This is a genomic window from Mucilaginibacter sp., assembly GCF_028288205.1.
Taxonomy (GTDB): domain Bacteria; phylum Bacteroidota; class Bacteroidia; order Sphingobacteriales; family Sphingobacteriaceae; genus Mucilaginibacter.
This window is the reverse complement of sequence record NZ_JAQBOD010000039.1, coordinates 15,366-38,188: the sequence shown is the minus strand read 5'-3', so window position 1 is coordinate 38,188 and position 22,823 is coordinate 15,366. Positions and strand designations below refer to the sequence as shown.

Below are 22,823 nucleotides of genomic sequence, written 5' to 3'. Positions count from 1 at the left end.
TAAGTAAAGATAACCGGTTGTTTGACTGTATTTTAACTTATATAATATTATAAATATACAAACTGTAGGTGTATACGATAAGTGTATACACTATATACACCCATATACACCCATATACACCCATATACACCTGCCCGGAAAATGTGAGAAACACAAAAAGTTAAGCGGTATGAAGCAGGTAATTATCAATAGCAGCCACGGCGCTATCATACCTATCTTGCCCGGTGCCTTCTATCAGTACATAGTTAGCATTTAAAGCATTTAATTCTTTATACCATACATCCATAAAATGCTCGCGCATGTTTGGGAAATCGCGCAGCGGATCTTCCTGCCAGGGCAGGTCTATATTTAAAAGCAGGTACAGGTCGTAATGATAATTGGGTAGTTCGTCCAATACCTCTTGCGGGGATTTGCCAAAGGTATAGTCGCTCCAAATTTTTACGGTGATAAAGGTAGTATCGCAAATTAATATGCGGTTGGCGGCAGGTAGTAATTCTTTCTCTAAAGCGACCTGTCCGTAAAACATATTGATCTCGTCCTGCCAGGTTGGGGCATCGGTTAGCTTTTCGCAGTATTCGCGTGCATATTCAGGTACCCAAATGGTATGGTAATGTGCTGCAAGGTAAGCAGACATGGTTGATTTTCCTGTTGATTCAGGCCCGACGATGGCGATCTTTTTTATTGTTTCTTTCATTGTGATCAGGCTGCCTGTTTCTTCCAATCCCTTTTCCAATCTATATATCCCAATAAAGCAATGCCTACATATATGGCATACATTACCGCGGTAAGATGCAGGTTTTTATAAACATAAACACCTACATAAATTACATCTACAAATATCCATATCAGCCAATTCTCTAACACCTTTCGCGCTAAAAATATTTGTGCCACCAGGCTGCATGCGGTACAAAAACTATCCAAATAAGGATAGGAAGCCGTTGTATATTTTAAAACCGAACCCAATATAAAAGTAAATACAATAACAGCTATAACAGATAATATGATCTCTGTTTTTTTAATGCGCATAACCGGTGTCTTATCTTCTGACGCTGTTTTTTTGCTCCAAAAATACCAGCCATAAATATTGGTGACCAAAAAATAAAACTGCAGGCCCATATCGGCAAACAGATGGCTATCGTAAAAAATAAAAATGTAAATGCCAACGCTAATAATAGCCAGGGGCCAATTCCAGATAATATTTTTTGCAGCAAGGTAAACACATAATAACCCGGTAATAACGCCAACTACTTCAAGTATTGATTGATTTTGCCACCAGTTTTGCAGCGCGTGTATAATTCCCATTGCTCAAATATAAAAAAACAGCAATTGGTTTGTCATCGCTGTTAGATTATATGGGCCATTTGGATGCAATCCGGTTAAGTTATCGCTTAGTTCCAAGAAAAATGAAAAAAATATCATTAAAAGCAAATAAAAATAGGTTTTGTTGATTAAAAACTTCTAATTTTATACCTAAGATTTAAACAAGTCCCGCGAGTATACTTTTTTGTGTGAGGAAAGGCGCTATCGGGGACACATTACTAAAATTTAATTGTTACTTTTTAAAAAAAGCCGTTCCATTCATAGGGAACGGCTTTTTCTTTTAGTGTACGTCTGTAGGAACTTTTACGTTCTTTTTAAACGGCTGCAGGTACAACAATGGTATAGAAAATAACATTACCAATCCTGAAAGATAATAGGCATCATCATAGGTCAGCAATAACGATTGCCTGGTTACAGCGCCTTCAATTGCAGCATAGGCCATATGTATCGCGTCGGAAGCAGATTTGCCTTTAGCTATAAAACCTTGCTCCAACGTGTTTAACCTTTGTATAAAGGCATTATTATATGGATTTATGTTGGTTAATAAATTGTCGCGGTGCACACTTGTTCTTATATGAATAATTGTGGTTAATACGGCTATACCAAATGAGCCGCCTAACTGGCGCATCATATTATTTAAACCAGTGCCTTGCCCCAGCTCGGGCCCTTTCAGGTCGGCAATTGCCAATGTGGTAAGCGGTACAAACAACAGTGCCATCCCAACACCCCTAATTAAAAGAGGAACTAACACGTCTTTTTGCCCGGTGCTAAGTGTCGAGTTGCTTAACATAGTAGTAAACACAAAGAACAAAAACATACCACCGGTTGCCATAAATTGCGCCGGGATACCTTTATTAAGCATTTTACCTATAAATGGCATCATAATAATGGTACACAATCCGCCCGGAAATAATAGCTCGCCGGTTTGCTGAGCCGAAAATCCAAGTAAATTCTGACAAAATACCGGGAATACGAAAACCGTACCGTACAAACCAAAACCAAGCACGAATGAAGTAAACATACCTACCGCGAAACTTCGGTGCCGCAATATGCCAAAGTTTACTATTGGATGCTCTATGCTCATTTCGCGCCATATAAAAAGAATAACCCCTAATACAGCCGCTACAGTAAGCACCAATATATAAGTTTTAGCAAACCAATCTTCCGATTCGCCCTTTTCCAAAATAGTTTGTAAACTGCCTACCGCAATTGCCAGCAGTGCAATGCCCCACCAGTCAATGGGTTTTCCTTTTGCTTCCTTAGGTGTTTCGTGTATAAACGTAAACGCACAAAATGCCGCCAGCGCGCCTACCGGAATATTTACATAAAATATCCAGCGCCACGAGAAGTGATCGGTAATATAACCGCCTATAGTTGGGCCCAGGGTTGGCCCTACAACCGCGCCTAAACCAAATAAGGCTGTAGCTGTTCCTATCTGTTCGCGGGGCCAGGTTTCAACCAAAATAGCTTGCGATGTTGATATTAAACCCCCGCCTGCAAGCCCTTGTAATATCCTGAAAATTACCAGTTCATCCAAACTTGTGGCATTACCGCATAAAAATGAGGCAATAGTGAATACAATTATTGAAGTGATAAAATATTGTTTACGCCCAAAACGACTGCCTAACCACCCAGACATAGGTAGTATAATTACGTTTGCAACCGCATAACCGGTAACAACCCAGGCAACATCCTCCAGTGTGGCACCCAGGTTGCCCTGGATAACCGGTAAGGACACGTTTACTATCGTAGTATCTATAAGCTCCAATAACGAAGCTACGATCACCGTGATAGTAATGATCCATTTTTTAAAGCCAGTTTCAGCCATTTTTTGTTATAGTATATATGAAAGTACAGTTAGTCTTAAGTCTTTAGTCTTTAGTCTCAAGTCGTAAAATGGTAGACTTACGACTAAAGACTTTGAACTCCGGACTATTAAATTAGTCTTTAGTAATAACAGATACATTCACACTCATTCCCGGGCGCAGTTTATCCAAAACATCTTTAGATGCGTTTATTTTTATTTTAACAGGGATACGTTGTACCACTTTTACATAGTTACCTGTGGCATTATCCGGCGGCAATAAAGAGAATTTGGCACCTGTTGCCGGCGAAAAATTGTAAACAGTTCCTTCTATGTTCAAATCCGGATAAGCGTCAGTCTCAATATTTACTTTTAAGCCGCTGTGTATTTTTTCCAGTTGGGTTTCTTTAAAGTTAGCGGTTATGTATAGGCTGTTATCATTAACTATTGAAAACAAAGTTTGCCCCGCTTGTACCAATTGGCCCAATTGTACATTCTTTTTTGATGCAATGCCATTTGCCGGCGATTTAACATCTGTATAGCTTAGTTGCAGTTTTGCATAATCAACATCAACCTGTTTCTGGTTAACACCGGTATTGGTAACCTTTAACTCGTTACGGGTTGTGCCAATTTGTTGCTCGGCTGCTTTATATTGATCTTTAGCTGCATTTAAGGTTGCCTGTGCAACTTCCAGATCAGACTTTGCCTGGTCAAATTGTTGTTGGGTTATAGAGCCATCTTTAACCAGGTTAGCATAACGCTGGTAGTCTTTTTGAACCTTATCTAAACGCGCCTGTGCAGATACAACGCCCGCCCTGGCTACAGCCGAGTTTGAAGCAGTAGTATAAATTTGCGATTGGCCAACGTTAACACCCGCGCTGGCGCCAACTTGTGCGGCTTGTGCCTGTTCCAATTTAACCTTGTAATCGCGCGGGTCAATTTTTACCAGTATTTGGTCCTTGTTAACGTGTATGTTTTCTTCGAAGTAGATGCTATCAACGTATCCGCCTACACGGGCCACAACCGGGCTTATGTCACCGTCAACTTGCGCGTCATCTGTATCTACGTGTTTGCCGTAGTATATATATTCTTTTATCCCGAAAAATAGACCTCCTAAAAGTACTATCCCTAATATTATTGGAAGTACTTTATTAGATTTTTTTGCAGGTTGGTTTTCGGTTGTTTCTTGCTTTGCCATTGTATGTTTTGTATTATTTGTTAAGTTTTCCGGTTGATTTTAATAAAGTGTAATAGGCCAGTCCAGCATCGGCTTTAGCTAATTCTAAATTGATCTGTGCCTGGTATAATAAGGTTTCCGCATCGGCCCTGTCTGTTGCAGATGCTATGTTGCTTTTGTATTTTGATGCAAGTATGTTGTTGTTCTCATTAGCCTGCTCAATTGATGTTTGTAAAAGCTTGATTTTATTCAAAGCCGTCATATAATTCTGATAGTTTTGATTAACCTCGTTCTTTACATTATCAAGCGTGATGCCTTTGTTTATGGCTACCTGGTCGCGCTGTATCTTTGCTTCTGCAATTTTGTTTTTGTTGGTCCATAAAGCGCCAAAGTTCCATGCCGCGGTTAAGCCTACAGTTACAGGGGTAATAAAATTGCCTGATCTTGGCAGCGGATTACCACTAACATCAACATAATAGCCCCCCGCCGACGCCGATACTGTTGGTGTAGTATTGGCATTAATGGTTTTTATATTTGTTTCTGCATACTTGTTGCGCAGGTCAAGCTGCTTAAGCTCCTGGCGGTTGCTAATTGCTGTATCAATATAATTGCTTAGTAGCCCCAGTTCCCTGTTTGCCTCGTTTATCTGGGCAATATTTAACTGGGTAGTTTCTGGCAGGCCCAGCAAGATATTTAAATTATAATTGATGATCTTGCGGTTACTTTCCAGATCGATACCGCTTAACTCAACATTTGCACGTTGTAATTGAAAACGTAGTACATCATTTTTAGTAACCAGGCCCTGCTCGAAAAAACGTTGCGATTGGTGTATTTGCGCATCAATGGTTTCCAAATTTTGGTTAACCACCTTTTTGCTTTGCAATACTTTATATAAGTTATAATACTCGTTTATGATATCATAAGTGATCTGGTCCTTATCCTTATCAGCATCTAAACGAGATATGCTGGTTAATAACCGGGTAGACTCTTGCGCATACTTTAATTTTCCGCCGGCAAAAATGGTTTCATTTAATGAAGCAATACCTAAATAAGCGTTAGCGTTTTTAGGCAATGCAATATTGCTTGGGCCAAAATTAAGTGTGTTATAAGGTATCTCTGCACGGTTGTAAGCAAGGCTTACTGAGCCCGTAGGTAATACCCTATCTTTTACTTGATTGTATTGCGAAACAGCCTCGTCAATTTTTGATTGCGATAGTTTTAAAACCTTGCTGTTATCAATACCCAATTTTACTGCTTCTGTTAAAGTTATGGTTCTATCCTGAGCCGAAGCTTTTTTAGAAACCAACGACATCAGCAATAGAGAAAGCACAATGGCTAAAACCGGTATCTTGCAAAGGTGTAGTTTGTGAGTTGTATTAAATTGTATATTCATTGTTAGTTGTGTAAATAAGACTTTAAAAGGTTTTTCATGAAGTTTTTTATTTGTGGCTTTAGCCTGGTCTCAATCATGTTATCGTCATTTATATCATAACCCAGTAATGGCGATGACATCATAGGAGTGTTTATAATATAATTTTTAGTGCCATAAAGCGCGGCTATCACCATCGGGATATCTATATCTTTCTTAAACTCGCCGTTAGCTATGCCTTCACGCAAAATTTTATCAAGCTCGGCAATGCTCTTCATTAACATATCGCGCAGTTTATGTGATAGATCCGTACTTCTATTCATACTCATTTCCCGGTATAATAGTTTTTGGAAACAGTTATTATTTACCACCTTCTCGCCATACATTTCTATATATTTTTCCATTTTGTTCCAGGCACCAATGCTATCATCATTGCCCAGGTTTTGTAAAATATTTTGAAAAGATGAGATCTTGCGTTCAAAAACCGCCAGGAATAATCCTTCTTTCGAGCCGAAATAATAGTTAAGCATAGCCATATTAACACCGGCCTCACCAGATATCAATCGGGTAGATGCGCCGTCAAAACCTTTTTCTGAAAATACGCGCTCGGCTACATCCAGAATATGGTCTTTCTTGTCTATTTTATCTTTATCCATAATCGTTTTATAGGGCAAAGTTAATCAAACGATTGATTAATGTAAAATTATTTTTATGTTAACTTTATAAGATGCTGATTGTCAATGACAAAAAATTAATCAATCGATTAACAATTTTATAAATACAGTGATTTTGAATTTTTGTTTTATTATTGATACAATAAAACCGTGCTAATTTTCTTTTAATATATTTGGCTATGAAGCGTATTAAACTACTTGCCGCATTTTTGCTATTTACAGGTACTGCATTTTCTCAAACCGCGCCGCCGGCCGACCTGGTAACTATACAGCAAAGCTTTAAAAAACTCAACGTTTTGGGCAGTATATTATACATGGCCGCGCACCCCGATGATGAGAACACCCGCTTGCTGGCCTACCTGGCGCAAGAAAAACATTACCGCACAGGCTATTTATCATTAACCCGCGGCGATGGCGGGCAAAACCTGATAGGAAACGAGCAAAGCGAAATATTAGGCTTAATACGTACACAGGAACTTTTAGCCGCACGCCGTGTTGATGGCGCCGAGCAGTTTTTTAGCCGGGCCAACGATTTTGGTTTTTCTAAAGGGCCTGAAGAAACTTTAAAAATATGGGACAGGGAGAAAGTATTGGGCGATGCCGTTTGGGTGATACGTAAATTCAGGCCCGATGTGATTATATGCCGTTTCCCTACCACAGGCGAAGGGGGCCATGGGCACCATACTTCATCGGCCATTATAGCGCAGGAAGCATTTATTGCCGCTGCCGATCCGAAACGTTTCCCGGAACAATTGAAATATGTACAACCATGGCAGGTAAAGCGTTTATTATGGAACACCTTTAATTTTGGTGCTACCAATACCACAGCCGAAAATCAGTTTAAAATAGATGTGGGTGTTTATAACCCTATAACCGGAAAAGGTTATGGCGAAGTTGCTGCCGATAGCCGTTCTAACCATAAAACACAAGGGTTTGGCAGTGCCAAACAAAGGGGCCAATCATTCGAGTATTTTAAAACTATTTTGGGGGATACACCACAAAATGATTTAATGGATGGTGTTAATACCGGTTGGGGAAGAGTTAAAGATGGCGAAGCCATAGCAGCAACACTGGCAATAATTAAAAAGGGTTTTGATGCCGAGGATCCGGCGAAATCTGTACCTGCTTTGGTTGGCTTGTTAAACAGGGTTGAAAAAATAAGCGATGTTTATTGGCGCGCACAAAAGGTAAAAGAACTGGATGAGCTGATAGCGGCATGCGCCGGATTATGGGTTGAGGCCTATACCAATAATCCAACTTATGCGGTAGGTGACAGTATGGCTGTTAGCTTACAAATGATAAGGAGGTTTAACAACAAAATAAGTTTAAATAGTTTTAGCACAACACCGGCAGATGTAATTATTGTAAAGAATTCTGACTTTCCGGTTAACCAACTCAAAACCGTTAATTTAAAAATAGGCACGGGTAAAATATCACAACCTTATTGGCTTGAATCGCCTCATAGCATGGGTACCTATACAATAAATGATGAAACCAAAGTTGGTAACCCCGAAAATCCTGATGTACCAAAGGTTGAATTTGAATTTGTAATTGAAGGTAAGCCGGTTAGAATTAGCCGCAGATTAATGTATAAATACGTTGATCCCGCCAAAGGCGAGATATATCAACCCATAGAAGTGGCCCCGCCGGTAACTGCCAATATTGAAAATAAAGATTATATTTTTAACACACAGCAACCGCAAATTGTACAGATAAAATTGCAAAGCTTTACCAAAACCGCGGGCAGTATCAGCATAAAACCTATTGCAGGTTGGAAGATAAGCCCGGATAAGATAGACTTTAGTAATAAAAATAAAGGCGACGAATGGATGGCTTCGTTCACCATAGCACCGGCAGATAATAAGCCTAAGATTGCTACTTTAGAAGCTGTTACAACAGTTGGAGGAAAAGACTATACAATGGGTATACAGCGTATACGTTATGATCATGTGCCGGCTATAACACTTTTCCCGCCTGCGGAAGCTAAACTAATTGACATAGACCTGAAAACCGCGGGCAAAAAAATTGGCTATATAGCCGGGGCGGGGGACGTGGTGCCCGAGTCATTGCAGCAGGTGGGTTATGAGGTACATCAACTAACAGAAAACGATATTGTTAATACTGATCTTTCCATATATGATGCTATAGTAACCGGCGTACGTGCCTATAATGTAAACCCACGGTTAGTGGTTGAGCAGCCCAAGCTAATGGCCTATGTAAACAACGGTGGAAATTTAGTGGTGCAATACAATAATAACGCGGGGCTGGTATTGAACCAAATTGGCCCATATCCGTTCCGTCCCGTAAATCAAAGGGTTACTGATGAAAACGCAAAGGTTACTTTCCTTGATGAGAGCAGCCCGGTACTAAACTATCCCAACAAAATTACCCAGGCAGATTTTGACGGCTGGATACAGGAGCGCGGCTTATATTTTGTGAGCAATATTGATAGTCGTTATAAAACCATCCTCCAAATGAATGATGTCGGCGAGGCAGCCAACCCCGGCTCATTAATAGTTGCCGATTATGGCAAGGGCCGGTTTGTTTATACATCGCTGGCATTTTTCAGGGAGTTGCCTGCGGGCGTGCCGGGTGCATACAGATTGTTTGTGAATTTGTTGAGTAAGCCGAGGTAATTGGTTATTAGATCTTACATTCATTGTCGACAATTTCATCTAATAATGTCAAACTTGAAGGTGGAAAGGTTTCATTTAGATATTTAATGACACCTGATGTGTCAATTAAATATCTCTCTGCCATCCTTACGGATCGTACTTAATTGCTTGTCTATATCCTCATTGGTCATAGGCGTTTGTAATTGCCCTCTTAATGAAGATATAGGCAAAGATTCTTTTATTACGCGAATGATATGAAGTTCTTCAAGCTCCTTAATAATCTTATAAGCTTTTTGACTGGTTAATTCTATAACAAATGTTTCCATAGCGTAAGTCATATCCTTATGTATTTATTACATTAAAGGATAATAACAAATTTACAAAATTATTGATTAAAAATTTTCATTCGCAATATTTTAAATGAACCTATTGCTACACACAATATAATCAATTACTTTTGCACGCATTACAATATATGATATTATGAAACATCACCCAAAAGAAGAAAAAGAAAATTTAGACTACGTTTATTACCTGGTAGGTATATTGAGCGGCTTATTTGTTGGCGTAATTATAGCAGTAAGCATTACCTGGGTAATAGGGGGTGGTATATTAGGATTTTTAACTGCGGCCTTCTTCGTGAATGTATTGGCTAAAAGCAGTGAAAAGGCCTGATCCCGAGCTTCCTTCATTTATACGCAATTGGAACCAGTTTTACGGCATTGTAGTCGGTTGGCTGGTTTTTTTAATTATAGTATTCTGGCTCATTACTTTGTATCTTAAATGAGTTTAACAGACTGGATCGTTCTTGGTGCCACCATTTTGGTTATAGTAGTTTACGGACTATGGAAAAGCGGCACCAATAAAACCACCGATCAGTTTTTAGTGGGCGGCCGCTCTTTATCCTGGTACCATATTGGTTTTTCGGTAATGGCTACACAAGCCAGCGCTATTACTTTTTTATCGGCACCTGGCCAGGCCTATTCTGATGGGATGCGGTTTGTGCAATTCTACTTCGGTTTGCCGCTGGCCATGATAGTACTTTGTATAACCTTTGTGCCTATATTTCATCGCCTTAAGGTATATACCGCTTACGAGTTTTTAGAGCAGCGGTTTGATCTGAAAACGCGTGCGCTTACATCGCTTCTGTTTTTAATACAGCGCGGCCTATCAACCGGTATATCTATTTACGCGCCGGCTATTATATTATCTATCATCCTCAATATAAATACTACTTATACAACTTTGTTTATTGGCGGGTTGGTAACTTTCTATACGGTATATGGCGGTACAAAAGCGGTATCATATACGCAGCTGCTGCAAATGAGTATTATTTTTTTGGGGATGTTTGCTGCCGGGATATTGGTAGTTGTTTTACTGCCCCATAGTGTTGGGTTTGGTCATGCCCTTAAACTGGCCGGCAAAATGGGCAAGATGAATGTTATTGACTGGAAGTTTGACCCCGGCAATCGCTACAATATTTGGAGTGGTATAATTGGGGGTTTCTTTTTGCAGCTATCCTATTTCGGTACCGACCAAAGCCAGGTTGGGCGCTATCTTACAGGCAGCTCGGTAGGGCAGAGCCGATTAGGGCTGATCATGAACGGCCTGATAAAAATACCGATGCAGTTTTGTATCCTGTTAATAGGGATATTAGTTTTTGCCTTTTACCAGTTTAACAGACCGCCGCTGTTCTTTAATCAATACGAAGTAAAACAGGTGCAGCAAAGCCCTTATGCCGGGCAGTATAAAGCGCTGGAAGGAAAATATACTGCCGCTTTTGAACAACGCAGAGCCAAAGCGAACGAATTAATTACTGCTATTGATAGTAAAAATACTGGCCAGATAGACCAGGCACAAGCAAATTTAAAATTGGCCGATAAGCAGGTAAGCAGTATCCGACAGGATGGCATAGGTTTGATGAAAAAGAATAACGAAAAGGCAGATACTGACGATACCAACTACGTGTTCCTGAATTTTGTGACCCATTATCTACCCCGCGGATTAATAGGGTTATTAATAGCTATTGTATTTTTAGCGTCTATGGGGTCAACAGCCAGCGCATTAAATTCTTTGGCATCAACCAGTGTGATCGATATTTATAAGCGTATTATCCATCCGGGCGCATCTGATAAAAATTATTTGCTTGCATCGCGCCTTGCCACTGTATTTTGGGGTTTGGTTTGTATTGGTATGGCCCTTTACGCGGGTAAAATGGGCAATTTATTAGAAGCGGTGAACCAGTTAGGATCCTACATATATGGTACTATACTCGGCGTATTTGTAGTGGCGTTTTATGTGAAAAGGGTAGGAGGTACAGCTGTATTCATTGCCGCGGTTATTACCGAAGCTATTATTTGCCTGATGGGAATTTGTGGAGCTGTAGCCTATTTGTGGCTAAATGCCATAGGCTGTATTTTGGTGATATTGTTTTCGCTGATGCTTAATCCTTTTATAAAGGAGAAAGTAAAAGTGGCCTAAAAAATAAAAGCCCCTTTGCACTTGCTGCTTGGGGGCTTTCAACCTAAACCTTATCACAATTAAACTGGCAAGTTTGCCAGCTTATATACTTCAGTACAATTACTGTACCAATATTTGTTAAATGCCAAAAATGTCAGTATACAGTATGAAAAAAATATTTTCAGTATAAATTCCTTTTATTTAAAAATATGGTGTTGTCATTTTAATACACCAAACTGTACAATAAATATTACGCATGTTTGGCAATACCCTTTTTGCGCAGAAAAGTGTCAAACAAAAACAATACTAACACCACATCAAAAAATAAAAAGCCTTTTAAAATTTCGCCGCTTAGTAAATTTTTTATTTCGGGCATTTTAAATGTTGGCACAGCAATCGTAGTACCTGCAGACCAATTAATATTTACCAATATAAATATTAATAATGCCGCAATAGTAAATACAAAAAAGCCGCCTATTATTTTAATTATACGCCCATCAATAGCTGCCTTAAGGGGGGGTTTTGCATAATCCGCGCGTATATTTTCCATCACATTATATGTAAAGGCCATAGATGGTTCTTCAATTTCCATAGCGGCTATCTCGCGGTTAAGGGCCAGTAGCTCCAGATATTTTTGCCGGAATGCTTCGTCCTGCACAAGCAGCAGATCAATGGCTTCATGGTCTTCAACAGAGCATGTGCCATCAATATAGTCCCAAAGTTTTTCTTCTATGTTCATATCAATTCGTTAACCTCATGTTTTAAATTACGCTCCAGCTTTTCTTTTAAACGCTGGCGCGCCCTGAATAGTTTAACCTTAACGCTATTGGCTTCAATGCCCAAAGTTTGTGCAATTTCCTCCAGGGATTGTTCGCCTTTGTAAAATAACGTAATAATTGTTGCATCGTCAGGTGTTAGTTGTGTAATGGCCTGGTTCAAGTAAAACGATCTCGACCTGTTCTCCGCATCATTAACATCATATCCTGATGATGTGTTTGCTACTTGTATATAAGTATCCTCATCATCAATAGATGTTGTATCTACTCTTTTTTTGCGCAATGATGTCATGGCAGTTGTATAAACTATACTATACAGCCACGTGCTGAATTTAGACTCCTGCTTAAACGATGCTAACGAGCGGTAAGCCTTTATAAAGCAATCCTGCGCAACTTCCTCTGCATCCTCGCGATTTTTTGTAAAACGCATAGCCAAAGTAAAAACAAAACGCTGGTGGCGCTTAACCAAATCGGCATAAGCCGACTGGTCGCCGGCCAGTGTCTTTACAATTAACGCTATATCTGAAAGCTTGCTTTGCATTTTATATAGACTATGACTACGGGATGTTTACAGAGGTTACACTTTTTTTCAGTTTGCAGTTTTTAGAGCAGTTTCCAAACTGTATATATTTGTAGTATTAAATAAAGATAAATATTAATACTGCCAACTGCAATCCGCCAAGCTTACAACTTTTTAACAAAACCTGTAACCTCATCAAAAAACAGGTAGTCATAGCTTACAAATACATTAATTATGGTGTATATGAAAATTAAAAAAACTAACTTTTAAAATTAAATAAGATGGACGCACATGTATTAGGGGTTTTGATCCCGATTTTAGTACCAATTGCAATGTTTGCAATGATATTTGGTATTGTTTATTTAAGTAACCGCGAAAGAATGGCTATGATAGAACGTGGCATGGACCCACGAAGTTCAAGAAAGCCTATAAACCGTAATTACGTGCTTACCTGGGGCTTGTTGTTAATTGGCTCAGGTTTAGGTTTATTTATAGCCTATATATTAGATTCAACGCTTTATTTTAGCAGGGATAATGATAATCCGGCTGTTTATTTCGCTATGATAGCCATGTTTGGTGGTACAGGTTTATTTATATCGTACCTGATAGAGAAAAAAGAAGCAAAAAAGGAAGTAGAGGAATAATCAGGAGGTAAAAGGTAAAAGGTAGGAGGAGAAAACCTTTCACCTTTTACCTTTCGCCTTTTTACCTTAAATCAAGTATCTCTCTTTTATAATTTTTAAATGGTGAAGCTCGTGCCCGGCCAATATATATACTATAGCCAATACAGACACTTTGCTACCGTTAGCTATACCGGTTATATTTAATTGCCCTGGCGTTAATGCACGCAGCATATATAAGTTAGCTATTCTTGTCGCTTTAAACTCGGCCGCCATATCCTGTATGGTGCGGCTGTTAAATGTTGCGTTCTCTACATACGCATTCTCATCAAAGCCAGGCAGTTCTTCCTGCCCGCGTGAGAAGGCCAGGATACGGTAAGCAAAGGTGCGCTCGGCATCTATCATATGGCCCAGCACTTCTTTGATGGTCCATTTGCCTTCGGCATAAGCATAGTTAGCCTGTTCATCGGTAAACTCACTAAAAAATTTATAGGTAGTTGAAGCCAGGTCTTCCAAAATATTTAAAACCGGTCCTTCCCAAACAAGAGAAATATAATTACCATAAAAGGCCGCGTATTCATCAGGTTTAGGTTTATTTATCATCTCTAATATTTTTTAAAATTATTCTAAAAGTTGAGCCTTTACCCAGTTCAGAATCGCGCACAAATATTTGTCCGTTATGGTAATTTTCAACCATACGTTTAGTTAATGATAAACCCAGGCCCCAGCCACGCTTACGCGTAGTATAACCCGGCTGAAATACAGTGGCAAATTTTGAACGGGGTATGCCTTTGCCGGTATCTGTAATGTCAATTAATATCTGGTCTTTAACCTTATTGGTGCTTATGTTTACTTTAATGCTTCCCTTATCCTGAATGGCGTTAACGGCATTTTTGAGTAAATTTTCAACCACCCAATCAAACAGCGGTATGTTTAAACCTGCTTTTAGGTCTTTATTGCCGGTTAGCTCAAAGCTAATATTATTGCTTACCCTTATCTTAAAATAATTTACAAAATCTTCTACCACCTCGTAAACAGAATGTTCTTCCAGCTTTGGTTTGGAGCCTATCTTAGAGAACCTGTCGGCTACTATTTCCAGCCGTTGTACGTCGTTTTCCATTTCGGCAATCAGCGGGTCATCTTCAGCATTAAACTTATCCTTAATTAACTCTATCCATGCCATCAGGGATGATATGGGCGTGCCCAATTGATGAGCGGTTTCTTTAGCCAATCCCACCCAAACCTGGTTCTGTTCGGATTTGCGCGAAGAGTTAAAAGCTGTATAAGCAGCCAGTAAAAAAATAGCAATTACTGATAGCTGTACATAAGGGAAATATCTTAATTGTGTAAGCAGAGGAGACTCTTTATAATAAATGAGCCAATAACCCCTTGGTACCGGTATTTTAATAGGCTCATTTTGTTTTTTCATTATTTGCAGCTCGTGTTTAAAATAGTCCGGATCATATTTAGGTGCATTTTGATCTTTTATTGCATCCGGAATGGGAGGAATGTAGGTTTTTGTACTATCAAGGCCTTTTGCACTTTGTATATCACCTTTTTCATCGGTAACAATTGCCGGTACTATTGAGCTATCGCGCACCGCAAAAACGTAAGGCAAAAAGTCGTCATCATCGGCCGATATTACTTGTTTCATGCTCATTGCCCATACCTGCGCGCGCGTACGCTCAGACTTTGCAATGTTTATTACCAGGTATTTTGTATAAAACAATGAGCCGCTGGCTATAATTACGGCAAAAGCAAGCAATATGTATTTCCAGCGTCTCTTGTTTTGGTAAGCGTTTATCATATCAGCTTCAAATAACGTAAAATAGGTTTATATCTTATAATTTTATTAAGGTTAAAGGCGAAAGGTAAAAGGCAAAAGGTTTTTCAGGAAACATCCTAAGGAGGCAAAAAAAAACAGTACTATCCTATGTGCTGTATTTCAAAACCATTATTATAATTATAATTTCTAACTAACCTTTAACCTTTCGCCTTTAACCTTTTACCTCAATATAAAACATTACATCTTAAGGACTTTGCGGCATTTAAACTTCCCGACTAAAAAATTATCTTTGCGCACAATGTCAGACAAAAAAGTTAGAGTTCGTTTTGCACCCAGTCCAACGGGTGGGTTACATTTAGGAGGCGTACGTACAGCCTTATTTAACTATCTTTTCGCCAAAAAAAATAAAGGCGATTTTATTTTAAGGGTAGAAGACACCGACCAAAACCGATATGTGGAAGGTGCCGAAGCTTATATAATTGACTGTTTAAACTGGTGTGGCATTATTCCGGATGAGAGCCCGGTTACACCCGGTCAGTATGCTCCATACCGCCAAAGCGAACGTAAAAGCATTTACCGCGAATATGCCGAAAGGCTGGTAATGCAGGGCCATGCCTATTACGCTTTTGATACTGCCGAAGAACTGGATAAAAACCGTAAGGAAATACCCAACTTTCAATATGGGCAAGTTTACCGCGATGGACTGCGAAATTCATTATCATTACCGCAGCACGAGGTCGACCAGTTGCTGGCCGATCATACCCCGCATGTTATCCGCATAAAAATACCTGCTGATCAAACCGTTAGCTTTACTGATATGATACGCGGCCGCGTTAGTTTTGAAACTAATCAGGTTGATGATAAAGTTTTATTAAAGGCCGATGGCATGCCAACTTATCACTTAGCTGTGGTGGTTGATGATTATTTGATGAAGATATCGCATGCTTTCCGCGGCGAAGAATGGTTGCCATCCGCACCTGTGCATTTACTGCTATGGGATTATTTGGGATGGAAGGCTAATATGCCGCAATGGGCGCATTTGCCTTTAATATTAAAACCTGATGGCCACGGTAAGCTAAGCAAGCGTGATGGCGCACGCCTGGGTTTTCCGGTTTATGCCATGAATTGGTTTGATGCTAAAACCGGTGAGCTTACTCCGGGTTTCCGGGAATTGGGCTTTTTGCCCGAAGCATTCGTAAATCTGCTGGCAACTTTAGGCTGGAACGATGGCAGCGACCGGGAAATATTTAACATAGATGAACTGGCTGATAAATTCTCTATAGAGCGAATAAGCAAAGCCGGTGCGAAATTTGATTTTGAAAAAGCCAAATGGTTCAATGCAGAGTGGATAAAGAAGGTTAAAGGTGAAAGGTTAAAGGTTGAAGTTAGAAAAGTGTTAGCGGATAAGGGCGTTATTATTAAAGATGACGCTTATTTATTAACCGTTATAGAACTGATAAAGGATCGTTGTACTTTACTGCCTGATTTTTACCAGCAGTCTGCTTACTTTTTTCAAACCCCTGCGGAATATGACCTCAATGCCGTTAAACCTAAATGGACTGACGAGAAAACTGATTTTTTTAATTCGCTTGCTGTCATGCTGAACTCCGTCGAAACATTAGTTGCTGCTGATCTTGAAACCTCATTTAAAGCGTTAGCCGAAGAAAAAGGATTGAAAACGGGTGATGTTATGCTGCCTTTCCGTATTATGCTGGTGGGTGGTAAATTTGGTCCGCATGTATTTGATATTGCCGCTTTATTGGGTAAAGATGAAACGATTAATAGGGTAGAGAAAGCTTTGGTTGCATTCAAATAATATTACATTTGAAAAAATAAACCAACTATGGACAATACTATTAATTTCTTTGAGTTTTTAGCAATAGCTATCAATCTTGGCTCAATAGCTTTTATAGCAGGTATATTTTTTCAAGTAATTGTAGTTGTTAAATACAACAAACCATGGACATGGGGTAAACTAACCTTTCTGTTAATTTCTACAAGAGTAGTATCATTGGCCCTTACCATCCTCATCTGGAAATATTGGTTCCTGCCGTTCAATATGATGCAGGGCCCGGTTCTTATCCCATCCATAATTGCCGAGGTAATTGCCTGCCCGGTTATGCTGAGATTTTTTAAGCATCGTATTTTTAATAAGCCGACAGCTTTAGTATAAACGACTTTGAGATCTTGTTTCACGCGAGTGTGAAACAAAATGAAACAAGTGAAACAAGATTTTGACTTAAACTATTGTTTATAAGTTGATTAAGAAAAAGTGGTGAAACAAAATGTAACAACTTATTCGTCAGTATTTTTAGGTGTAATTTTGAGTTTTATTCTTGATAATCAAATAATTGCAAATTGCCAATTTTAGCACTGGTGAAACAAGTTATTTGAAACAAGATCTCAGTTACTCAGCATAACAAAAGCGTTTAAACCAAAAAAAGCTCGCCGGTTTTAAACCGCTGAGCTTTCTACTAATTATTATATAAAGTATAAGTACAAATTACTCCAAAGTAATCTGTCTCCTGATGGTTTCTTCTAATGATATAAAGGTTTCTGTGCGCTGTATGCCTTTAACGCTTTGTATTTGTTCATTCAATACTTCGCGCAGATGGGTAGTATCATGACATACAATTTTTGCAAAAATACTCCAGCTACCAGTGGTATAATGCAGCTCCACTATCTCCTTAACGGTTTTGAGCTGTTTAACGGCCTCGTTATACTGCGATCCTTTCTCCAGGAATATACCCAGGAAAGCGGTAATATCATAGCCTAATTTCTGCGGATCAACCTCTAAACTTGCACCCTTAATTACACCCATTTCTTCCAACTTTTTCATCCGCACGTGTATTGTTCCGCCGGAAACGATCAATTCTTTAGCAATTTCTGTGTACGGCGTAGTGGCGTTTTTCATCAATATTGATAAAATCTGGATATCCAGATTATCAATTTCTAAATTTTGAGCTTTTCTGTGGGACATAAATTTTAATATCTATATTGAAATACAAGTATAATTATAATTTGAATAAAAATAAAATATTTTTGTTGAAATATTTGCAAGGAATTGATAGGTCTGTTATGTTTGTAACAAGCAACTGGACCTAAAAGCTTAATCGTTCTTTTAAATAAATAACACACACATAATGTTGGGTGGTGAAATTTTTGGCAGACACACCTCCTCGTCCCGGTGGTAGAGATCATAGGAAACCCGAAGCGGGCTAACTACTCTGTGGAGGTTCGAATCCTTCCCCAACAGCAATTCACTGGCGTGAATTAAACAATGTAGGATGGTGAAATTTTTGGCAGACACACCTCCTCGTCGCGGTGGCGGAGATCCTGGGAAACTCTTAGCAATAAGAATAACCACTCTGTGGAGGTTCGACCCCTTCTCCTACAGCTCTTCTCATAATTTAGGTTTATAATTGGTTAGCAAAGGCCCCTGCCCATCAGGGGCTTTGCTTGTTTATAGACTTTTTTTTCCTTGGTATGATCTTCTGTTTTTAATCTCGAATAAAATGAATGATGAATTTTGAAGTGAGGTAGTTATTTATGGCGTTCCCTGCGGGCCGTGCTGTCCGCTCATACTACACAGGCCTTAACCACGGGCCGGTATCCGCTGCTATCACTAACGCGGGCCATGCGCAACCCAACCGTCAAGTGTCATTCTCCCACGCGTCATTGCTGTACCCATCAGGGTCAATCCTGAAAAAAATTGTTATGACGTGTAAAAAATGGAAACTATATAAAAAAAACCGTTGTCATTTCGAGCGGTAGCGAGAAATCTATACATTTCAATCCGTCTGTTTAGAGTGTGTATGGATCTCTCACTATCGTTCGAGATGACAATTTTAATTATATTGATAATCAACAATTTACAATTGCTTCGTTCCTTACAGCAATGACGTGGTAGCTATTAGATTAGCACACGAGAGATTGTCACGCTATCGTTCGCAATTGATGCGCGATGGAGTTTCTGTAAGAAAAATTACTTTACCCAACCACATCCGATGCTGCGCCAAATTTATCAACAAAAAAAGCCACTTCATCAATAAAGATGAAATGGCTTTCTGCTTTTCGCTTTAAGCTATCTTAAAAGAATTTAAACCCAACACTTAACGCCCAAATTTTTTGACGCTGACCGTAGGTTTTGTTTACGTCGGTCAGGTCGCCTTCATAACGTAAATCGGCAGTGATGGGGCCAATATCAACACCGGCACCGGCCTGGTAACCCAGGGTGCTGTTTCTGTAGTTGCCAAAATCGGCATAGGCACCGCTAAAGTTTGCAGAAAAATTTTCATTCTTATTCATCAGGTATGAATAGATAGGGCCGGCCATGATACGGAAATTTAAATTTTTAGCGCCAAATGAGCCACCCAATAATAGCGGAACATTTAATGTAGTAAATTTAACATCGCCGCTGTAGTTGGTACCATTTGCGCTCGAATCGAATTTGCCGCCTTTACTGCTCACATAAACTTCTGGCTGTACATAAAAACCGCCACCAAACCGGGCAAATAAACCTGCCTGGTAGCCCGCCACTGTTGATCCGTGCATATTATCAGAAGTAATTTTCGAATAATTTACGCCCCCCTTAACGCCGAGGCTAAATTGCGCTTTTGCGCTAATGCTTACAGCTATTAGCAATACTGCGCTTAATACATACTTTTTCATAGCGTTTAATTTAGATTTATAAAATTTGATGAGTTTTATTTAAACCACCAGTAATGGTTTAACAATAGCTGTACCAAAATTTTACAATGGCCTGCATGGTATTTTTTATATTTTTGTTGAAAATATTTTATTATGGCAGAAATAAGCATGACCAACAAAGAGTGGGAGCGGGTGAAAATTAAGGTGCAAAGAAAATATAACCATTTAACAGATGAGCAATTAAATTATACCGAGGGCCAGGAAGATACCCTGATAACTAATTTAATGCGGCTGGTTAACCGCAATCGCGAGTATGTTGTATTTACTTTGAAAAAAGCTTTGGTAAATATTGACAATAATCGTTTATAAAAGGAGTTAACTCTTTTATAAGCAGTTTTTTGTAGCTTTATATTTATTAAGATGAATTTGATGAAAAAGGGTGTATTGAAAAGGGGAAAATTGCTGTTATCAGGCGGTTTAGTGGTACTGGCATTGTGTATATGGAGTTTTAGCGATGATCTGTTCCAGATATCAAAAAACCTGGAAGTATTTGCGTCATTATATAAAGAGGTAAACATTAACTATGTTGATGATATCAACTCGGCCAAAATGATAAAAGCCGGAGCTGATGCCATGCTGGACGGTTTGGATCCATATACAGAGTTTGTCCCCGAATCGGAAATTGAAGATTATAAGCTGCATTATGTAAGCACGCAATACGGCGGTATTGGCGCAAGCATTTTTTCGCGCAATAATAAAGTATATGTATCGGGCGTGTTTGAGGGCTTCCCGGCACAAAAAGCAGATATCCGCCCAGGCGACCAGATAGAAAAAATTAATGATATAGTACTCGACGGTAAAAATAGCGACCAGGTTAGCGCGCTGCTAAAAGGATCAAAGGGTGCTGTTGTAAAACTATTGGTAAAGCGTGATGGCGATGCCAAAGATGTTGAAAAGGACTTAGTGCGCGATGAAATTAAACAACCCAACGTATCATACCACGGTATGGTTGATGGCAATATGGGCTACATCAAGCTGGACCGTTTCTTAGAAAACTCGGCAGACGAAGTTACCAGTGCCCTGGTTGATCTGAAAAAGAATAACCCTAACGGTATTATATTAGATCTGCGCTCAAACGGCGGGGGTATCCTGCAGGAAGCGGTAAAAATTGTTAACCTGTTTGTGCAAAAGGATGTTGAAGTAGTATCGCAAAAAGGAAAAATACGCGAGAAAAATTATACTTATAAAACAGTAGCGGCGCCATTGGCTCCTGATTTGCCATTGGTAGTATTAACAAATGCCCGCTCGGCCTCGGCTTCAGAGATCGTTGCCGGCGCGTTACAAGATCTTGATCGCGCCATAATTATCGGCCAGCGCAGCTATGGTAAAGGGCTTGTACAGCAAACATTCCCCTTAGCTTATAACAGTTTGGTAAAGATCACTATTGCTAAATACTATGTTCCTTCTGGCCGTTGCATACAGGAAATAGATTATGCGCACCGTAAAGATGATGGCAGCGTAGTTAAGTTTGCCGATTCATTAATGCACGAGTTTAAAACCCGCAATGGCCGCTCTGTTTATGATGGCAGTGGCATATACCCGGATATTTTTATTAAGCCCGAAAAGTTTGCAAACGTTACCCAAACATTAATAGGTAAATTATTACTATTTGATTATGCTACCAAATATCGTGCGGCACATGTAAAAATGGCCGACCCGCGCGCATTCAAATTATCAGATGCAGAATATGATGATTTTGTAAAATATCTGGCTGATAAAAATTATACTTACAATACCACATCAGAAAAAGTATTGGATGCTTTGAAAACCGAAGCCACTAAAGAAAAGCAATTTGACCAGATACAAACAGAATATGATGTGTTAAAAAGCAAATTGTTAAATAGTAAGAAAAACGACCTGCAAATACATAAAGCCGAAATAAAGCAAGCGCTCGAAATTGAAATAGCATCGCGCTATTATTATGACAAGGGCCGCTATGAAGCTAATTTTAAGTATGATATTGAATTGGCCCGGGCCGTAAAAACTATGCAGGATAAAAATCAGATAGCTGCCATATTAAAAGGTGATGGTGCATATAAGATAATAGGTAAACCGGTACTGGCTGCCATGCCTGATAAAAAGACCGACGCTAAGGAAAAAGATACTAAGAGCGACCAATAAAATTAAAAATCAGGAGTTTAAGAATCAAGAGAGCGATGGGTGTTACCTATCGCTTTTTTTTGTCTGAACTGCCGATTTATTGATTAGGTGATTATTATGATTGATTATCTGCCGCATCAATAAATCTTATTAATCAGCGGTTCAAGCAAAATAAACTAAACTTTTAGCAATTATAATTGTCTTACTTCCAAAATACTAAATTATGAAAAAGATGATCTTAGCAGCAGCCATAATAGTTGGATGCTCAATGTACAAAACAGCCGATGCGCAATTACGTATAAGCTTAGGATTCAATATAGGCAGCCAGCCTGATTGGGGTCCGGTTGGTTATGACCATGCCAGTTATTATTACGTGCCTGATATTGACTCTTACTATGATGTGCCAAACCATCAATACGTATATTATCAAAACAACGTATGGATACGTTCAGGTGCTTTACCTCCAAGATATGCTAATTATGATCTGTACCATGGATACAAAGTGGTAGTTAACGAACGTAACCCATGGGAACGTAATACAGTTTACAGAACAAGATATGCAGGTTATAGGGGCCGTCACGATCAGCCAATAATTCGCGAAAGCCGTGACGAAAAATACCGTAACCATTGGAACGGCGACCGTGGCAATAACGGTCGTGGCCCCGGCGATCGTGGAAACAATGGTTATGGACAGGATAATCGCGGACAAGGTAATCGCGGACAGGATAATCGCGGACAAGGTAACCGTGGACAGGATAATCGCGGTCAAGATAACCGTGGACAGGATAATCGCGGTCATGGAAATGGTCATGATAAACAAGATCACGGCGATCATTAATATTATATAAATACCATAATAGTAACAGGCTCTTCAGAAATGAAGGGCCTTTTT

Annotated in this window: 22 protein-coding genes and 1 tRNA gene; 10 read left to right on the top strand and 13 right to left on the bottom strand. The window is 39.4% G+C overall.

The features are described 5' to 3' along the window. Nucleotides 1–160: 160 nt before the first annotated feature. The 6 genes from JWR23_RS08235 to JWR23_RS08210 all read right to left on the bottom strand — a co-directional run bounded on the left by JWR23_RS08235 (nt 161) and on the right by JWR23_RS08210 (nt 6,326). On the bottom strand, nt 161–694 hold the full coding sequence (locus tag JWR23_RS08235; protein ID WP_299515204.1) for an ATP-binding protein: 534 nt from the start codon (nt 692–694) through the stop codon (nt 161–163). Nucleotides 695–699: 5 nt separating this feature from the next. Beyond that, entirely contained in the window at nt 700–1,302 is a 603-nt protein-coding gene (pnuC, locus tag JWR23_RS08230; protein ID WP_299515202.1) for a nicotinamide riboside transporter PnuC, read from the bottom strand. A gap of 298 nt (nt 1,303–1,600) precedes the next feature. Continuing rightward, the gene (locus tag JWR23_RS08225) at nt 1,601–3,148 is read right to left on the bottom strand and encodes a DHA2 family efflux MFS transporter permease subunit (RefSeq protein WP_299515200.1); all 1,548 of its coding nucleotides are present in this window, start codon (nt 3,146–3,148) and stop codon (nt 1,601–1,603) included. A 112-nt stretch (nt 3,149–3,260) separates the two neighbouring features. Continuing rightward, on the bottom strand, nt 3,261–4,322 hold the full coding sequence (locus tag JWR23_RS08220) for an HlyD family secretion protein (RefSeq protein ID WP_299515198.1): 1,062 nt from the start codon (nt 4,320–4,322) through the stop codon (nt 3,261–3,263). 13 nt (nt 4,323–4,335) lie between these two features. Then, a complete protein-coding gene (locus JWR23_RS08215; RefSeq protein ID WP_299515196.1) occupies nt 4,336–5,694 on the bottom strand; it encodes a TolC family protein in 1,359 nt (452 codons plus the stop codon). 2 nt (nt 5,695–5,696) lie between these two features. After that, complete coding sequence (locus JWR23_RS08210) at nt 5,697–6,326, bottom strand: TetR/AcrR family transcriptional regulator (RefSeq protein ID WP_299515194.1); 630 nt, start codon at nt 6,324–6,326, stop codon at nt 5,697–5,699. Between the two features lie 197 nt (nt 6,327–6,523). Between JWR23_RS08210 and JWR23_RS08205 the strand changes: the two genes are divergently transcribed. Beyond that, nucleotides 6,524–8,980, top strand: coding sequence for a PIG-L family deacetylase (locus JWR23_RS08205; RefSeq protein ID WP_299515192.1), 2,457 nt, complete (start codon nt 6,524–6,526; stop codon nt 8,978–8,980). A 101-nt stretch (nt 8,981–9,081) separates the two neighbouring features. Here the strand turns inward: JWR23_RS08205 and JWR23_RS08200 are convergent, their stop codons facing one another. Further along, complete coding sequence (locus JWR23_RS08200) at nt 9,082–9,297, bottom strand: hypothetical protein (RefSeq protein ID WP_299515191.1); 216 nt, start codon at nt 9,295–9,297, stop codon at nt 9,082–9,084. Nucleotides 9,298–9,442: 145 nt separating this feature from the next. Here JWR23_RS08200 and JWR23_RS08195 point away from each other — a divergent pair, with 145 nt between their 5' ends. Then, nucleotides 9,443–9,634, top strand: a complete 192-nt coding sequence (locus JWR23_RS08195) for a hypothetical protein (RefSeq protein ID WP_299515189.1) — start codon at nt 9,443–9,445, stop codon at nt 9,632–9,634. Nucleotides 9,635–9,742: 108 nt separating this feature from the next. Beyond that, nucleotides 9,743–11,440: a sodium:solute symporter gene (locus JWR23_RS08190; protein WP_299515187.1), complete on the top strand. Its 1,698-nt coding sequence runs from the start codon at nt 9,743–9,745 to the stop codon at nt 11,438–11,440. Nucleotides 11,441–11,669: 229 nt separating this feature from the next. On the opposite strand, the gene JWR23_RS08185 is transcribed toward JWR23_RS08190, so the two are convergent. Further along, a complete protein-coding gene (locus JWR23_RS08185; protein WP_299515186.1) occupies nt 11,670–12,158 on the bottom strand; it encodes a hypothetical protein in 489 nt (162 codons plus the stop codon). Further along, nucleotides 12,155–12,736 (bottom strand): sigma-70 family RNA polymerase sigma factor, encoded by a 582-nt coding sequence (locus tag JWR23_RS08180; RefSeq protein WP_299515185.1) that lies wholly within the window; start codon nt 12,734–12,736, stop codon nt 12,155–12,157. Before JWR23_RS08180 ends, JWR23_RS08185 begins: the two co-directional genes overlap by 4 nt. A 260-nt stretch (nt 12,737–12,996) precedes the next feature. Here JWR23_RS08180 and JWR23_RS08175 point away from each other — a divergent pair, with 260 nt between their 5' ends. Beyond that, on the top strand, nt 12,997–13,359 hold the full coding sequence (locus JWR23_RS08175) for a DUF6249 domain-containing protein (protein ID WP_299515183.1): 363 nt from the start codon (nt 12,997–12,999) through the stop codon (nt 13,357–13,359). Between the two features lie 66 nt (nt 13,360–13,425). On the opposite strand, the gene JWR23_RS08170 is transcribed toward JWR23_RS08175, so the two are convergent. Together JWR23_RS08170 and JWR23_RS08165 are read right to left on the bottom strand one after the other, a co-directional pair. Next, the gene (locus JWR23_RS08170; protein ID WP_299515181.1) at nt 13,426–13,938 is read right to left on the bottom strand and encodes a DinB family protein; all 513 of its coding nucleotides are present in this window, start codon (nt 13,936–13,938) and stop codon (nt 13,426–13,428) included. Further along, nucleotides 13,928–15,139 (bottom strand): HAMP domain-containing sensor histidine kinase, encoded by a 1,212-nt coding sequence (locus JWR23_RS08165; RefSeq protein WP_299515470.1) that lies wholly within the window; start codon nt 15,137–15,139, stop codon nt 13,928–13,930. Before JWR23_RS08165 ends, JWR23_RS08170 begins: the two co-directional genes overlap by 11 nt. 280 nt (nt 15,140–15,419) lie before the next feature. Between JWR23_RS08165 and gltX the strand changes: the two genes are divergently transcribed. Then, nucleotides 15,420–16,937, top strand: a complete 1,518-nt coding sequence (gene gltX, locus JWR23_RS08160; RefSeq protein WP_299515180.1) for a glutamate--tRNA ligase — start codon at nt 15,420–15,422, stop codon at nt 16,935–16,937. Between the two features lie 27 nt (nt 16,938–16,964). Next, nucleotides 16,965–17,294: a hypothetical protein gene (locus JWR23_RS08155; RefSeq protein WP_299515178.1), complete on the top strand. Its 330-nt coding sequence runs from the start codon at nt 16,965–16,967 to the stop codon at nt 17,292–17,294. A gap of 330 nt (nt 17,295–17,624) precedes the next feature. Here JWR23_RS08155 and JWR23_RS08150 read toward each other — a convergent pair whose 3' ends face one another. After that, complete coding sequence (locus JWR23_RS08150; protein WP_299502064.1) at nt 17,625–18,101, bottom strand: Lrp/AsnC ligand binding domain-containing protein; 477 nt, start codon at nt 18,099–18,101, stop codon at nt 17,625–17,627. Between the two features lie 164 nt (nt 18,102–18,265). Here JWR23_RS08150 and JWR23_RS08145 point away from each other — a divergent pair. Beyond that, nucleotides 18,266–18,377 (top strand) — tRNA-Asp (locus JWR23_RS08145). 833 nt (nt 18,378–19,210) lie between these two features. Here the strand turns inward: JWR23_RS08145 and JWR23_RS08140 are convergent. Next, complete coding sequence (locus tag JWR23_RS08140; protein WP_299502059.1) at nt 19,211–19,792, bottom strand: porin family protein; 582 nt, start codon at nt 19,790–19,792, stop codon at nt 19,211–19,213. Nucleotides 19,793–19,924: 132 nt separating this feature from the next. On the opposite strand from JWR23_RS08140, the gene JWR23_RS08135 reads away from it, so the two are divergent. The 3 genes from JWR23_RS08135 to JWR23_RS08125 all read left to right on the top strand — a co-directional run bounded on the left by JWR23_RS08135 (nt 19,925) and on the right by JWR23_RS08125 (nt 22,769). After that, the gene (locus tag JWR23_RS08135) at nt 19,925–20,140 is read left to right on the top strand and encodes a hypothetical protein (RefSeq protein ID WP_299515177.1); all 216 of its coding nucleotides are present in this window, start codon (nt 19,925–19,927) and stop codon (nt 20,138–20,140) included. Between the two features lie 60 nt (nt 20,141–20,200). Then, a complete protein-coding gene (locus JWR23_RS08130; RefSeq protein WP_299515175.1) occupies nt 20,201–21,952 on the top strand; it encodes a S41 family peptidase in 1,752 nt (583 codons plus the stop codon). 202 nt (nt 21,953–22,154) lie between these two features. Continuing rightward, nucleotides 22,155–22,769, top strand: a complete 615-nt coding sequence (locus JWR23_RS08125) for a hypothetical protein (protein ID WP_299515173.1) — start codon at nt 22,155–22,157, stop codon at nt 22,767–22,769. Nucleotides 22,770–22,823: the final 54 nt, after the last annotated feature.

Excerpts from the sequence above, each read along its gene's own strand:
- JWR23_RS08125 (WP_299515173.1), top strand. The coding sequence starts at position 22,155 with ATGAAAAAGATGATCTTAGCAGCAGCCATAATAGTTGGATGCTCAATG.
- JWR23_RS08130 (WP_299515175.1), top strand. The coding sequence starts at position 20,201 with ATGAAAAAGGGTGTATTGAAAAGGGGAAAATTGCTGTTATCAGGCGGT.
- gltX (WP_299515180.1), top strand. The coding sequence starts at position 15,420 with ATGTCAGACAAAAAAGTTAGAGTTCGTTTTGCACCCAGTCCAACGGGT.
- JWR23_RS08225 (WP_299515200.1), bottom strand. The coding sequence starts at position 3,148 with ATGGCTGAAACTGGCTTTAAAAAATGGATCATTACTATCACGGTGATC.
- JWR23_RS08205 (WP_299515192.1), top strand. The coding sequence starts at position 6,524 with ATGAAGCGTATTAAACTACTTGCCGCATTTTTGCTATTTACAGGTACT.
- pnuC (WP_299515202.1), bottom strand. The coding sequence starts at position 1,302 with ATGGGAATTATACACGCGCTGCAAAACTGGTGGCAAAATCAATCAATA.
- JWR23_RS08215 (WP_299515196.1), bottom strand. The coding sequence starts at position 5,694 with ATGAATATACAATTTAATACAACTCACAAACTACACCTTTGCAAGATA.
- JWR23_RS08190 (WP_299515187.1), top strand. The coding sequence starts at position 9,743 with ATGAGTTTAACAGACTGGATCGTTCTTGGTGCCACCATTTTGGTTATA.
- JWR23_RS08210 (WP_299515194.1), bottom strand. The coding sequence starts at position 6,326 with ATGGATAAAGATAAAATAGACAAGAAAGACCATATTCTGGATGTAGCC.
- JWR23_RS08155 (WP_299515178.1), top strand. The coding sequence starts at position 16,965 with ATGGACAATACTATTAATTTCTTTGAGTTTTTAGCAATAGCTATCAAT.
- JWR23_RS08140 (WP_299502059.1), bottom strand. The coding sequence starts at position 19,792 with ATGAAAAAGTATGTATTAAGCGCAGTATTGCTAATAGCTGTAAGCATT.
- JWR23_RS08220 (WP_299515198.1), bottom strand. The coding sequence starts at position 4,322 with ATGGCAAAGCAAGAAACAACCGAAAACCAACCTGCAAAAAAATCTAAT.
- JWR23_RS08135 (WP_299515177.1), top strand. The coding sequence starts at position 19,925 with ATGGCAGAAATAAGCATGACCAACAAAGAGTGGGAGCGGGTGAAAATT.
- JWR23_RS08175 (WP_299515183.1), top strand. The coding sequence starts at position 12,997 with ATGGACGCACATGTATTAGGGGTTTTGATCCCGATTTTAGTACCAATT.
- JWR23_RS08180 (WP_299515185.1), bottom strand. The coding sequence starts at position 12,736 with ATGCAAAGCAAGCTTTCAGATATAGCGTTAATTGTAAAGACACTGGCC.
- JWR23_RS08195 (WP_299515189.1), top strand. The coding sequence starts at position 9,443 with ATGAAACATCACCCAAAAGAAGAAAAAGAAAATTTAGACTACGTTTAT.
- JWR23_RS08185 (WP_299515186.1), bottom strand. The coding sequence starts at position 12,158 with ATGAACATAGAAGAAAAACTTTGGGACTATATTGATGGCACATGCTCT.
- JWR23_RS08150 (WP_299502064.1), bottom strand. The coding sequence starts at position 18,101 with ATGTCCCACAGAAAAGCTCAAAATTTAGAAATTGATAATCTGGATATC.
- JWR23_RS08170 (WP_299515181.1), bottom strand. The coding sequence starts at position 13,938 with ATGATAAATAAACCTAAACCTGATGAATACGCGGCCTTTTATGGTAAT.
- JWR23_RS08235 (WP_299515204.1), bottom strand. The coding sequence starts at position 694 with ATGAAAGAAACAATAAAAAAGATCGCCATCGTCGGGCCTGAATCAACA.
- JWR23_RS08200 (WP_299515191.1), bottom strand. The coding sequence starts at position 9,297 with ATGACTTACGCTATGGAAACATTTGTTATAGAATTAACCAGTCAAAAA.